The organism is Mucilaginibacter sp. P2_A4 (genome assembly GCF_056405015.1).
Genome location: NZ_JBFUCX010000020.1, coordinates 113,373 through 127,392 on the forward strand (window position 1 = coordinate 113,373; position 14,020 = coordinate 127,392).

Below are 14,020 nucleotides of genomic sequence, written 5' to 3' on the forward strand. Positions count from 1 at the left end.
ATTAATAAAAATTCCTGCTACTTGAATAATCGTTTCGTTTGCTCAGTTTTAAATCCTGTAAAATGGTTGATTTAACCTTTAGGGTAACATTATATGATTTTAAATAACCAAATGGTACCCATTGAAACGAAAGGTCCCAGCAATGCAAATCGCGATAAATAGAAAATGATGTTGCGCTGCTTAATTTGGCCGCCTTAAAATCATAGTTAGTAGAGTACTGTATTTTCCATTTTTGCGTGATGCTTACATCACCGCTGATCATGAGCGTATTACTTGTTGATACCTGGTTAAGAAAATTACTATAGCTGTAACTGTAATTTAAGGAGATATTCCATGGCACATTAAAATCCACATAGGAGTTAGGATCGCTGTTAATCAATGCTAACCGTTGAGCTTGTTGCGCGCCTATATTTTGCAGGGTATTAACGTTAGGCGTTCCCGGAGCTTTTGCCGAAGTGGAATTTAAACTGCCGCTCATAGAAATACTAAGCGCGTTTAATTGCGGAAACTGACCGTTAGACCATCTGTACTTATTAACAAGAGTGCTGGTACGTACTATAGTATTATTTGAAATAGAATCACGAACGTTAACTACATAAGGGTTAAATGAACCGCTGAAACTAACATTCACCTTTTGTTTAAACAATGCGGTGTGACCAGAAAATTGAATATTTGACAGTTTAAGTGAGTCGGCAGCGAAGTTATAAAAGGTTGAAAAAGACAAGCCCTGCAGCAGCGTGATCTTCCTATCTGTACCTGATGTATCTGTACTTTTAGCTTTTAATTTGGCTTCAATGGTGTTATCCAATGCAAAGCTAATACCAGCCTGCTTACCGCTTGATGGATAGCCGTAAACCCCGTTTTCAAAAATAGAGTATTTTTGATAGGTGTAAGGATAAGGGATACTTGCCGTACTTACCGCGGTTTTATAATATCCATAGCTTGGGTCCGAAAAATCGGGCGTATAACCAAACCCGAGGGATGGCGTCATTACGTGCCTGATAGCTTTTAAATTACCATGCTTAAAATTCATGGTTCCGTATAACTTGGTTGATAAGCCGGTGCTCAGGCTATAATTACCGGCACGTTTAAACCCTTGCAAGGTATCAACAAGCAGCACATCTGAACTGGAAATGCTGCCACGCTCAAATCTTTTGTTAACTGATTGAAAATACCATCGTTCGGTATAATTTACACTGCTGTTAAACTGAAAATATTTAAGCACATTTAAACCCAAACTTACCGGGATCTGATGTTGAAAGCCATTTTGCAAACGCTTGGTAACCGTGCTTTTAAACAGCTCCGATTCGGGAATATCATTTACTTTATTGGTAGCGTTCAAGTTATAGCTAACGGTTATTTTTTGATACCATTTTTGTTCTCCCACCCTATCTTTTGAATCGAACGGGTTGATTGACGACATACCAAAGGCTATTGTAGGTAACTCAATGGTAATTGTTTTACGGGCGATATCCTGGCTGTGCCCAATACCTACACTTAAGTTAAAAGGTGTACCAGCCCATGTTTTCCCGTAAGATATACTTGAACGCAAACTGCTTTGCGCGGCAGTCACCACGTTATAATTTGAGGTTGACGGGTTGCGGGAAAAATAACCCGAAGTACCCGCATTTACCGATGCGCTGAATGTTGAACCGGGATTGGCATTAGGATCCTGTGAATGGGTCCAGTCGATGTGAATATCCTTCACCGGGGGATCGCCGGGCAACTGGTAGTTATGCGAGCCATAACTCAAAGATAAGTTACCAGTGTATTTATAGCGTACCAGGTACCTTGCGGTAGAGTTTACTTCATATGACCCTTTGGAGTAAATTGTACCCGTTGTGGTTAAATCCATATAATCGCTAAGGCCCAGGTAATAACCAAAACCCGCCAGTTTAAAGCCCAGCTTGGCATCTTCGCCAAAAGTAGGTAATATAACCCCGGATGTTCGCTGGTTAGGTTTTGGAAAAAAACCGAAGGGGATGGCCAAAGGCAAGGGCACTCCCTCTATCTCCAGGTAAGCCGGACCGGATATGATCTTGTTTTTTTCGCCAATACCCTTGGTTATCACGATACCAAAGTGTGTATCGGGATAAGGCAAATCGCAGGTACTGAAAATTACATTGCGATAAGCAACCTCGGTTTCATTTAGTTTTTTTGCCTGCCCGCCAGATATAAAGTTACCTTCCTGCTCTGATGCGGGATTATAAAGTTTTCCTTTTTTGGTTGTGTAATTAAATAGCAACGAATCTGATGCTATGGGCTTTTCGTTTTTTGATTTGGATAATGGCCTGCCAACGTAACGCTTGGTGCGGGGATCAATACTCCCGCTTGCAAAAATCAGGTGATTTTTTTGATCAACCCTTATATAATCTGCATCCAGCTCAAAATCTTCATAGGTTACCCTGGCCCGTCCATACAGGTATAAAATATCATGCTCGTTGTCAACAACGGTTGAATCCTCGGCTACAGCCTTAACTTCTGATTGTATGCCCCCGCTTTTTTTAGTGGTATCATTTGCCGGCAACGCGCCTTTGCCTACAGGTGCAAGTTGCTTTCCATCTGCCTTTTTAATTTTAGGCGTATCTGCTTTACGAACGGTATCACCCGCAGGGGTTATATTGAAGGTATTGTTTAAGCCCTGGCCGTCGGCATTTTGGGTTACCTTACTTTGCTTAGATTTCTTAACTTTAAGAAGTTTCCTATCTCTTGCCTTATTAGTGTCAAGTTTGATAATAGTATCTGCTACAGATTTGTGGCTATACCTGTTATATGTACCTTTGCTTTCAGCAACAAGTACATTTACCGTCAAAATAATTGCAAGCAGAAAAAAAAGAGATATGAATTTCAAAATTGATTATGAATAGTATTTTTGCAGATATAGTTAACAGCGTTCAAAAATAATGAAAAATAGGGCATTGAAAAGATTCATTTATAGTTTATCGGTTTTGCTGGCACTTGTTTCATGTTTTCCGGTTACATCTTATGGTTTTATAAAAGCAGATACTGTTATTAATAGCGGTTTTAAAATAAAAACTATTGTTATTGATGCGGGGCACGGTGGCAAACCTTCAAGCACAGAAGGTCATTTCTCTCATGGTGCATCCGGCTCTTTTTCTTCAGAAAGAAATGTAACGCTTGCCATTGCCTTAAAATTGCAAAATGCCATAGAAAAAGATATGACGGGGGTAAAAGCAGTTTTAACACGTACAACAGAAGATGATGTTTCTTTTGAAAGACGCGCGGAAATTGCCAACGAAAACAAGGGAAATATTTTCATATCCATCCACTGCAATTCATTATCTGACAGGCGCGTAAGGGAACAGGTTGGCACCAAACATCATAAACCAGTTTACCGCACGGTTAGCTTACCAGACCGTTCTGGCAAAGGGGTTTTATTATTGGTGTACGGATTGCACCGTTCTAAAGAGGAAGAAAAGACGATTATACACAACCAGGTTGAAGAAGATTCTGGAATGGATGCCGGCTTAGACCCCGATGACCCTATCACCATCATTTTAACCAATGAGTATAAAAGAAAATTCAGGCAGCAAAGCATAAAGCTGGCCACGTTAATTAACAACGAGTTTGTGCAAACAGACGGCCGCCCAAGTGAAGGCTTAAGGGAGCAGGGTATATATGTGTTATGCCATACCGCAATGCCCTCGGTTTTAGTAGAAACCGGTTATATAAATAACCCTAAAGACGAAGAATACTTAAACTCGGAAGATGGACAAAATGAAATTGTAAGTTCAATAGTACGCGCTTTATTAAACTATAAAAACGAAGTTGAAAAGGTATCGCAATAATAAAAGCATTTACTTTGCGTTTTCTGCCAAACTTAAGTAGCAGGTTAAACGTATATTAAAAGTTAACAAATATTGCTCCTGGTACAAGCAAGTGCCCTCAAAGAATTTAAACAACATCACAATCTTACTTAATGAAAATTTCAAACGAAACAAAAATTGGAGCACTTACGGTAATTTCCATTACTATACTTATTTTAGGATATAGTTTTTTAAAGGGTAACGATGTTTTTTCGGGATCAAATAAATTTTATGCAGTTTATAACAGTGTTGAAGGCTTAGGCGTATCAAAACCTGTACTGGTTAATGGATTCCAGATTGGTAGGATCTCTAAAATGGAACTTCAACCAGATGGCCGCACTATCGTAGAATTTAAAATTGAAGAAAAATACGATGTACCAAACAACACCCTTGCAAAGCTGGAAAGCACCGACCTGTTGGGGAGTAAAGCTATAGTTTTTGAACTGGGCAACAGCAAAATACTCGCCGAAAACAAAGACACCTTGAAGGCCGATATACAGGGAAGCCTGGCCGAAAGCCTGCAGCCAATTCAAAAAAAGGCCGAACAGTTAATGACAAAGCTGGATTCATCCCTGGCCGCTATCAACAAAATATTGAATCCAAACTTTCAAAAAAATGTTGACCGCAGCTTCATGAGTATTGCCAACTCATTGCAAACCTTAGAAGGTGTTACCAAAAAGATCGATAATTTGGTGGGTACGCAAACAACCCACATTGATGCCATACTTTCAAATGCCGAAGTTGTATCTGCTAATTTAAAAACCAGCACGATACACGTAAACGGCATCACATCCAATTTTGAAAAGGTTAGTAATGATGTTGCCGCATCAAACATTAAAAACACACTGGATAACGCTAACAAAGCCATGGCCGATTTGCAGGCTGCTATTGCCAGGATAAATACCAACCAGGGTACACTTGGTTTGTTAATGAATGATGATAAGGTTTATAAAAACCTTGCTGATGCATCAAACAACCTGAATAACCTGTTCATTGACTTGAAAGCGCATCCAAAACGCTATGTAAGTTTCTCTGTTTTTGGAGGTAAAAAGGACTAAAAACAATATCGCGATATAAAATAAAAAGCTGAGCGGATAATATCTGCTCAGCTTTTTATTTTTTAAGCTATAGGCTGTTACAGAGTGCTTAGCAAATTCGATCTTTAGAGTTTGGGATTGCTTCGTACCTCGCAATGACGCGTGAATATATACCTCATTATAAGTTAATTAATCAAATTTAGACAACCTTTAAGGTTCTGTGGCTTTGCTGCATCAGGGTTGTGTTTAGCAAGAGTCAAGATTGCTTTTTTAATAAAACAGTGGCATAGCCGCGGCTAATATTGTAACAACGGATTTTAATCCGTTGAAAAAGAAGCAGCACATAAAAAGAACCATAGGTTCGGCCCATATTCTCTGCTGTTAACTGTTATTTAGCATATAATCAATGGGAAATTCCGGTATCTACCTAAAAATGCACCGTGCCTATGGCACTCATTTTCATTTGGTTTATGAGCAACGGATTAAAATCCGTTGTTACAATATCTTCGAGCCAATGGCTCTTTAAAAAACATTAAAATCGGATTACTATTAGGAATTACTTTTAATGTCCAACTTTCAAACAGTTAAAAAGGGCGGATTAAAGTTTAATTTTTAGATTTTCCTGATTGGGCGAGAGTCGCTTCAGGCCTGTTATATATTAAATATTCTTCCTTCAATGGCCAGTTCGGTTTCGGGGAAAACGCTCTTAGCTTCATCAAGTAACTCATTCAGTGTTTTATACCGGGCAGAGAAGTGACCAATCACCAATCTTTTGGCATTGGTTTTTAATGCAACTTCACCGGCCTGTAATGCGGTAGTATGATGGGTATCGTTTGCCCTATCCAACATATCATTTAAAAAGGTGGCCTCGTGGTATAGCAGTGTGGCGTTCGCTATTTGTTTAAAATATTGCTCGCCGTACAAAGTATCTGAACAATAAGCATAAGATTTAGGCTCGTCAGAATCAATGGTCAGGTCATCATTCTTATAAACCTTCCCGGATGGTGAAGTATAATCAGCACCTTTTTTCAGGGCAGTAAAATACGGCACCGGGATCTTTATTTCTTCTATTACCTCCTTACGCAGCTTCCTTAACCGTTTCTTCTCTCTGAAGACAAAACCGGTACAATCGATGCGGTGATTTAGCGGAATTGTTTCTACAACGATATCATTATTATCTACAATAACTTCGGCTTTTTGAGCATTGGTTTGTGTAAACACCAAAGGGAAATGCAATGTAGTTTCTGAATATTTTAATTGCAGATCAATGATCTCCATTAAATGCGGAGGGCCAAAAAGATAAAGATTTTTTTTCCGTCCGTTTAGATGCATGGACGACAGTAGGCCTACCAGGCCCAGGTAATGGTCGCCATGCAGGTGGCTTATAAATATATAATCGATACGGCTTGCTTTGATATCAAAACGCAGCATTTGCTGTTGAGTACCTTCGCCGCAATCAACTAAGTACAAGTGCTCATTAATATTGAGCACTTGTGCTGAAGGATTTCTGTTAAAAATGGGAGTGGCCGAACTGCTTCCAAGTATTGTTAACTCAAATTTCATACCAGGGAAACAATCATTGGATTATCTTGATTCTTTTTTTAGTTCCTTTTCAATCTCTTCCATAAAAATAAGGTCGATGCCTTCTTCAGAAGTTGGAACTATAGTGAGTACGTTATCCAGTTGAGATATAGTTATTAAACGCGAAACAGCGTCATTTAAACCCGCGAGTATAAAAACGCCACTGGCGTTTTTACATAAACGATGACCTACCAACAAGCTGCTTAAGCCGGATGAATCCGCAAATTTTACTTGTGAAAGATCAAGAATTATATTTCTTTGTCCTTCCGTATTGATCAATATCAACTCGGATTTCAACTGAGGAGTTACTAATGAATTCAATTTTGATTCATTGAGTTTCACCAAAATGTATTTCTCGTGTTTATCGACAGCAAATTTCATTCTTCCTGGGATTATTAAGCTAAGATAAGATTATTTTACGTGGAAATAAAAATTACATATTATTAAGCGCGAGCTTTATAGCCCCTTCAACCCTGGCTAAAACATTCTCCGTATCCGATTTTATGAAGGCCTCGCCTGTAATTTGCTCGTATAGCTCAATGTACCGTTCAGATATAGACTCTACAATTTCTTCTGTCATGACAGGAACAACCTGCCCGTCTTTACCCTGAAAACCGTTTTCTATAAGCCACTTCCTTACAAACTCTTTTGAAAGTTGTTTTTGCGGCTCTCCTTTTTGCTGCCGCTCCTCATACCCTTCCTTGTAAAAATACCTGGAAGAATCGGGCGTGTGGATCTCATCAATCAGATAGATATCATCACCAATCTTACCAAATTCATATTTGGTATCAACCAGGATCAATCCTTGCTTCGCTGCTATTTCGGTTCCGCGTTTAAACAGCGCTTTGGTATAGGCTTCCAGCTTTTCATAATCATCTGCGGCTACAATATGCTGAGCCAGTATTTGCTCTTTTGAAATATCCTCATCATGCCCTACTGATGCTTTAGTGGTTGGGGTGATGATAGGCTCAGGAAGAATATCATTTTCCTTTAAGCCTTCGGGCAAGGCCTCTCCGCAAACTTGTCTGCGGCCAGCAGCATATTCGCGCGCGGCATGACCGGCCAAATATCCACGAATTACCATCTCTACCTTAAAAGGCTCGCAAATACGACCGATGGTAACACTTGGGTCTGGAACGGATATAACCCAATTGGGTACAATATCACTTGTTGCCTCTAAAAAACGGGCAGCTATCTGGTTAAGCACTTGTCCTTTATAAGGGATAGCTTCTGGCAGTACAACATCAAATGCCGATATCCTGTCAGATACCACCATAGCCAGGTACTTATTATCAATAGTATAAACATCCCGTACCTTGCCTTTATAGTAGCCGGTTTGCCCGGGGAAATTAAAATGTGTTTCTTTTATTGCGTTCATTCTTTTAGTATCAAGTAGTTAGTATCAAGTAGCAAGTACAGTAGCAAGTTATTAGTATCAAGTAGCAAGTATTAACTCTTACGATTAAAAATCTTGATACTTGATACTGGCTACTTGATACTAAATCAACTACTTGATACTACTCCACTATTGTATATCTCCGTAAGCTGCTAATATTTTACGTACCAGTTTATGGCGAACTACGTCTTCGCCGCTTAGGTATACTATTTCTATTCCACTTATATCCGTTAGTATGCGTAACGCGGTATGTAAGCCCGATTGTTGTTTTTTTGGTAAATCTATCTGGGTAACATCGCCGGTTACTATAAACTTAGCTGATGGCCCCATACGTGTCAGGAACATCTTGAGCTGCATATCGGTAGCATTTTGGGCTTCATCCAATATCACAAAACAATTATCAAGTGTACGGCCACGCATAAATGCCAATGGTGCTATTTCAATGGTACGGTTCTCCAGGTAAAACTTCAATTTCTCCGCCGGAATCATATCATCCAAGGCATCGTACAGCGGCCTTAAATACGGATCAATCTTTTCTTTAAGGTCGCCGGGTAAAAAGCCGAGGTTCTCCCCTGCCTCAACAGCCGGCCGGGTTAAAATAATTCGTTTTATCTCTTTGTTTTTTAGTGCGCGCACGGCTAAAGCTACCGCGGTATAGGTTTTACCGGTACCTGCGGGCCCAATGGCAAAAAGAATATCGCTCGTATTAATACTATCAACCATTTTGCGCTGATTGGCTGTACGGGCTTTCACCATTACGCCATTCGGGCCAAAAACAATTACCTCGCCACTGGCAAATTTATCGGCTACCTGGTCTGTAGATGGCCCGGTATTAACTTTTGATCCTAAAATACGTTCAAGATCGGTAATGTTCAGGTTCTCGAATTTTTCTACATGTTGCAACAGATGCGAGAATTTTTCCTGGAAAACATTTAGTTCGTGATCATCACCCAAAACTTTTATTTCATTGCCTCGTGCAACTAATTTAAGCTTGGGATATTGTTTCTTAATGATCTCAAAATGATCATTATTAGGCCCCCACAATACGGCTGGATTTACGTTTTCAATTGATAGCTTAAGTTCGTTCAATACTAATTGATTTTTTAGTTACAGATTTTTATGAATTAAAAATTGAATATTTGTAGCTTCAAATGCTATTACAAGATTAGCAATAAATATTATAAAATTAATGGCAATAATAACATTAACTACTGATTTGGGCGATAAGGACATTTATCAAGCTACTTTAAAAGGAAGCATCTATAAATTATTGCCTACAGTGAATATTGTTGATATTACCAACAGTGTAGCGGCATTTAACGTACAACAGGCTGCGTTTATATTAAAAAACAGTTTTTATTACTTCCCCGAGGATACTGTGCATCTTATTGGCATTGATACTGTTTATAGTGATCATACAAAGTACCTGGCAGTAAGGTACAAAAAACATTATTTTGTAGGGGCCGATAATGGGATTTTTTCGCTGATGTTTGATACCGACCCTGAAGAGATTGTGGAGATCAACATTATGCAGGACCTTAAATTTCTTCATTTTCCGTTAGCTGATATTTTTGTTAAGGCGGCGTGTCACCTGGCAAAAGGTGGAAAGCTTAACGAGATTGGCATCCCTACACACGAAATTGAAAACAAAATGAACCTACAGCCTGTTATCGAGAAAAACCTAATAAAAGGCGTGGTTATTTATATCGATTCGTTCCAAAATGTGATCACCAATATTACCAAGGAATTTTTTAATAATGTGCAACAAGGCCGGCGTTTTGTACTCAATTTTAAGCGGAACGAAACCATTAACCACCTCAGCTGGCATTATAATGAAGTACCTATCGGTGAAAAATTATGCCTTTTTGGCATCAGCGATCATTTAGAAATTGCTATAAACAAAGGCAACGCGAGCGGTTTATTAGGTTTAAACCTTAATGACAAAGTGATCATTGAATTTCAGTAAAGTATAATATATGAAGAAACTAATACTGCTTGGCTTGCTGTGTTTTTTTGCGGTGGGCGATCTTTTAGCGCAATCTCGGTTTAATGCAGATTCAATTGCATACCAGCTTCAGCGCAAAAAAATCAATTCCATGCTGGCCGTACGTAAACAAAAATTTGGGCAGTACAGCCAAAGTTTAAGTCAGCATACCGGAATCTTCGGTTTGCAAACCAAAGATGATATCCGCCGGTCAAACAGTATTTTAATGGACATCGTAAAAACTGACGACAACATTTACAAAGAACTAAAGATATTACTGGAGTACCGCGCTTTTCAGCAAAGGCAGATTCAAAGCCACAGCAAAGAGGCAGAAACTATAAACCAGGGTTTTATAGCTACCATAAAAAAACTTAGCGCGCAAAATGCGCAGCTTAAAGCCGCTGCAGAGCAAAAAGGAACCTCAAACTTTATCTATATAACTATAATTGCGCTCATGCTTGCGTCAATTTTATATCTTATTTACAAAAAAAATAAAGTTTAGGTGTAATTTCGCGCTCGTAACTATAAAACTATAAATGGCAAGAGGACGACTGAACAGTGGCGCTAAGACCGAGACCGAATTACCTAAAGCAAAAATAAACAGGCAAAGCATCCAAAACATACGGAAACTGCTCACCTACATAAAACCTTACCGGGGTAAATTTATAGCCGGTATGCTATTCTTATTTATATCAAGCCTGGTTGGCCTCGCATTCCCCGCTATACTGGGTGCTTTGATTGATGCAGCACAGGGCAAATTTAAATATCCTTATTTACCGCACAGCTTAAATGCAATTGCCATTGCCGGTTTTATCATATTGTTTGGGCAGGCATTTATATCTTTTTTTAGAGTGGTATGGTTTGTACAGGTTGCCGAGCGCTCACTGGCCGATATCAGGCGGGATACCTATTTTAAACTGATCACCCTACCCATGAACTTTTTTGCCAACCGCCGCGTTGGTGAATTGAACAGCCGTATATCTGCCGATCTTTCACAAATACAGGATACCTTAACAACTACCATTGCCGAGATCATCAGGCAATTAGTGATCATGGTGGGCAGTGTTATTTTACTGGCAATAGTATCTATTAAATTGACCCTTGCCCTGCTGGCTATTTTGCCATTCCTGGTAGCATTTGCGGTATTTTTCGGGAAATTCATTCGTAAACTCTCTCGCCAGGCCCAGGACAAGCTCGCCGAATCAAACACCATTGTGGAGGAAACACTTCAGGGTATTGCCAATGTAAAGGCATTTGTAAATGAGGCGTATGAAGCCACGCGCTATGATAAAATTTTGCGAAACGTTGTTGACATAGCGGTAAAAGGGGCCAAATTCCGCGGAATTTTTGCCTCCTTTATTGTATTTTGTTTGTTTGGTACATTTGTGGGCGTTATATGGTATGGCTCGGTATTAGTTAGTCATGGCGAAATTCTAGTAGGTGATTTAACCACGTTCATTATGTACTCCATATTTGTAGGTGCAGCCATGGGTAGTTTCCCTGATCTTTACGCCAACCTGCAAAAGGCCGTAGGCGCAAGTGAGCGGGTGCTGGAGATATTGGCCGAACATGGCGAAGATATCTCTATGGTTGAAAACAACAACCAGGTTGATCAACTAATCAAAGGCGACCTGTCTTTCAATAATGTGGTGTTTGCCTACCCTTCCAGATCAGAGCTTACCATTTTAAAAGGCATTTCTTTTGATGCTTCTGCCGGGCAAAAAGTGGCTATTGTTGGGCCAAGCGGTTCTGGTAAATCAACCATGGCTTCGTTGATCCTCCAGTTTTATCATCCACAAAACGGCACAATTTTATTTGATGGCCGGCCGGCAGCAGATTATTCTATTACCGATATCCGTAACCAGGTGGCCATTGTTCCGCAGGATGTATTGTTATTTGGCGGATCGATAATGGAAAACATCGCCTATGGCAGGCTCAATGCTTCAAAAGAAGATATTATACAGGCTGCCAAACGTGCAAACGCGCATCAGTTCATTACATCTTTTCCAGAAGGCTATGAAACCATTGTTGGCGAGCGTGGGGTAAAACTTTCTGGCGGTCAGCGCCAGCGTATTGCCATAGCGAGGGCATTATTAAAAAACCCATCAATATTGATTTTGGATGAGGCTACTTCATCATTAGATTCTGAATCAGAACGCCTGGTTCAGGAAGCTCTGGAAGAATTGATGAAAGACCGTACATCCATTATCATTGCCCACCGCCTGTCAACCATCCGCGAAGCTGATAAGATCATTGTGCTGGAAAAAGGTGAGATCATCGAGAGCGGCAGCCACCAGGAACTAATTGGCAACGAGCAGGGACTTTACCGGTACTTAAGCCAGCTGCAATTTGAATCGCAGAGTAACTAATTCGTAATTATCTTTCACGGATTATCATTATTTAAATAAAAGTTCGGATATTAAACCGAAAACCTAAAAAGGTATTTAGAGGCTATGGTATATTGACCATGGCCCATCGACTTATAAAATGAAATTAACCATACACGGGGCAGCCCAACAGGTAACCGGAAGCATGCATTTGCTGGAGGTTGACCAATATAAAATATTAATAGATTGCGGGCTGGATTATGAGAAGGACCGCAGCATACAATCAAACGAGAACTTCCCTTTTCGCGCCGAAGAGATTGACGTTGTAATACTTACACATGCACACATCGATCACTCCGGAAATTTGCCTACCCTGGTAAGGTTGGGATTTAACGGACAGATTCTTTGCACCCCTCCTACTGCCGATCTTACCGAATTGCTTTTACTTGATTCTGTAAGTATATTCATGAACAAGGCTAAAGGTAACCGGAAACGTGGTAAAGGGAAATTTAACTCCGGCAATGGCCAGCAACCCCTATACCTGCAAAAACACGTAATGGATACGGTTGACCGCTTTGTTACCATAGGCTTTAACCGCCCTTTCAGGATAAACGGCAATATCGAACTTACTTTTATCCCGGTTGGGCACCTGTTGGGTGCAGCAGCAGCAGTTTTAAAAGTGATCGAGAATGGCGAAGAAAAATCTATTGCCTTTACCGGCGATATTGGCAGGAAAAACTACCCGGTATTAAATGATCCGCAGGAATTACCTCCTGTTGATTTCCTGGTATCAGAATCAACCTATGGCGGTCGTTACCATACCAAAGGCAAATCGGTGGAGGAAACATTGATAGAGGTTATTGATAAAGCCTGCGTAAGAGAGCAGGGGCGTTTAATTATCCCGGCATTTAGTATAGGGCGCACCCAATCATTAGTATACTCTTTAAACAAGATCTTTAGCGAAGGCTTATTGCCCCAGGTTAAGGTTTTTGTTGATAGCCCTATGGCTACCATAGCAACCGGCATCTTCAGAAAATATCATAGCCTGGTAAACCAGGAAGCTCAGGATTTTTATAAGGATAAAGGCGATGAGTTTGAATTCGATAATCTTACCTACGTAGAAAACCTGAAAGATAGCCGGCAAATCTCGAACTACTACGAACCCTGTATCATCATCTCATCAGCAGGGATGCTGGAAGGTGGCCGTATCCAGGATCACCTGTTTTATAACATCCAGAATTATTACTGTACCATACTGTTCATCGGCTATTGTGCCAAAGGAACTTTAGGCCACCGTTTATTACGCGGCGATTCCATTGTTCACATTAAAGACCGAGAACTGGCCGTTTACGCCACCATTAAACAAACAGACGTACTAAGCGCCCACGGCGATCACCAGGACTTGTTAGATAACGTAAAACAGCAGGATAAAGCCAAATTGAAGAATGTATTCCTTGTACATGGCGAAGGCGAAAGCATGAGACTACTGGCTAACTCATTGGAAGAAGAAGGATATACGGTTACGATACCTGAGAAGGATTTGACTTACGTCCTCTAATACACTATGTCGTTTACACTATGTCATTGCGAGGCACGAAGCAATCGCATACTATACAGGGCGGATTTGCACAGTTCGCGATTGCTTCGTGCCTCGCAATTGTAAAGGTCAGATAATTCGGTAACAGAATTAGCTTTAACTAATAAAGCTAAAAGTTATGCGGAACATAAACAACGATCTTACCTTAAAGCGAAATTACCTGAGCAAGTACCGTTTTTTAATCGGTGAATATGAACAGGTAAAGCGTGGTGAACATACTATTTTTAGGTTTGCCAAAGATTTCTATTCAGCTCATGATACCGATCCGAGA

The 14,020-nt window shown here is 40.1% G+C and carries 11 protein-coding genes; 6 read left to right on the forward strand and 5 right to left on the reverse strand.

Going from position 1 to position 14,020, the window contains the following annotated elements:
• Nucleotide 1 precedes the first annotated feature (1 nt).
• Nucleotides 2-2,851 carry a putative LPS assembly protein LptD gene (locus tag AC1DYB_RS27500; protein WP_477439748.1) on the reverse strand — a complete coding sequence of 950 codons (2,850 nt, stop codon included), beginning with the start codon at nt 2,849-2,851 and terminating at the stop codon, nt 2-4.
• 52 nt (nt 2,852-2,903) lie between these two features.
• Here AC1DYB_RS27500 and AC1DYB_RS27505 point away from each other — a divergent pair, with 52 nt between their 5' ends.
• Nucleotides 2,904-3,809, forward strand: coding sequence for an N-acetylmuramoyl-L-alanine amidase family protein (locus AC1DYB_RS27505; RefSeq protein WP_295715346.1), 906 nt, complete (start codon nt 2,904-2,906; stop codon nt 3,807-3,809).
• Between the two features lie 131 nt (nt 3,810-3,940).
• Nucleotides 3,941-4,885, forward strand: coding sequence for an MlaD family protein (locus tag AC1DYB_RS27510; RefSeq protein ID WP_295715348.1), 945 nt, complete (start codon nt 3,941-3,943; stop codon nt 4,883-4,885).
• 630 nt (nt 4,886-5,515) lie between these two features.
• Here the strand turns inward: AC1DYB_RS27510 and AC1DYB_RS27515 are convergent.
• From AC1DYB_RS27515 to AC1DYB_RS27530, 4 genes are all read right to left on the reverse strand, one after another.
• Complete coding sequence (locus AC1DYB_RS27515) at nt 5,516-6,427, reverse strand: ribonuclease Z (RefSeq protein ID WP_477439750.1); 912 nt, start codon at nt 6,425-6,427, stop codon at nt 5,516-5,518.
• Between the two features lie 21 nt (nt 6,428-6,448).
• A complete protein-coding gene (locus tag AC1DYB_RS27520) occupies nt 6,449-6,826 on the reverse strand; it encodes an STAS domain-containing protein (RefSeq protein ID WP_295715351.1) in 378 nt (125 codons plus the stop codon).
• A 52-nt stretch (nt 6,827-6,878) separates the two neighbouring features.
• A complete protein-coding gene (locus AC1DYB_RS27525; protein ID WP_295715353.1) occupies nt 6,879-7,823 on the reverse strand; it encodes a phosphoribosylaminoimidazolesuccinocarboxamide synthase in 945 nt (314 codons plus the stop codon).
• 147 nt (nt 7,824-7,970) lie between these two features.
• Nucleotides 7,971-8,930, reverse strand: a complete 960-nt coding sequence (locus AC1DYB_RS27530) for a PhoH family protein (RefSeq protein WP_295715355.1) — start codon at nt 8,928-8,930, stop codon at nt 7,971-7,973.
• Nucleotides 8,931-9,030: 100 nt separating this feature from the next.
• On the opposite strand from AC1DYB_RS27530, the gene AC1DYB_RS27535 reads away from it, so the two are divergent.
• The 4 genes from AC1DYB_RS27535 to AC1DYB_RS27550 all read left to right on the forward strand — a co-directional run bounded on the left by AC1DYB_RS27535 (nt 9,031) and on the right by AC1DYB_RS27550 (nt 13,710).
• A complete protein-coding gene (locus AC1DYB_RS27535) occupies nt 9,031-9,807 on the forward strand; it encodes an SAM hydrolase/SAM-dependent halogenase family protein (protein WP_295715357.1) in 777 nt (258 codons plus the stop codon).
• A gap of 10 nt (nt 9,808-9,817) precedes the next feature.
• Nucleotides 9,818-10,327, forward strand: a complete 510-nt coding sequence (locus AC1DYB_RS27540) for a hypothetical protein (RefSeq protein WP_477439752.1) — start codon at nt 9,818-9,820, stop codon at nt 10,325-10,327.
• 34 nt (nt 10,328-10,361) lie between these two features.
• The gene (locus AC1DYB_RS27545; RefSeq protein WP_295715361.1) at nt 10,362-12,194 is read left to right on the forward strand and encodes an ABC transporter ATP-binding protein; all 1,833 of its coding nucleotides are present in this window, start codon (nt 10,362-10,364) and stop codon (nt 12,192-12,194) included.
• A gap of 118 nt (nt 12,195-12,312) precedes the next feature.
• Nucleotides 12,313-13,710, forward strand: a complete 1,398-nt coding sequence (locus tag AC1DYB_RS27550) for an MBL fold metallo-hydrolase (RefSeq protein WP_477439754.1) — start codon at nt 12,313-12,315, stop codon at nt 13,708-13,710.
• Nucleotides 13,711-14,020: the final 310 nt, after the last annotated feature.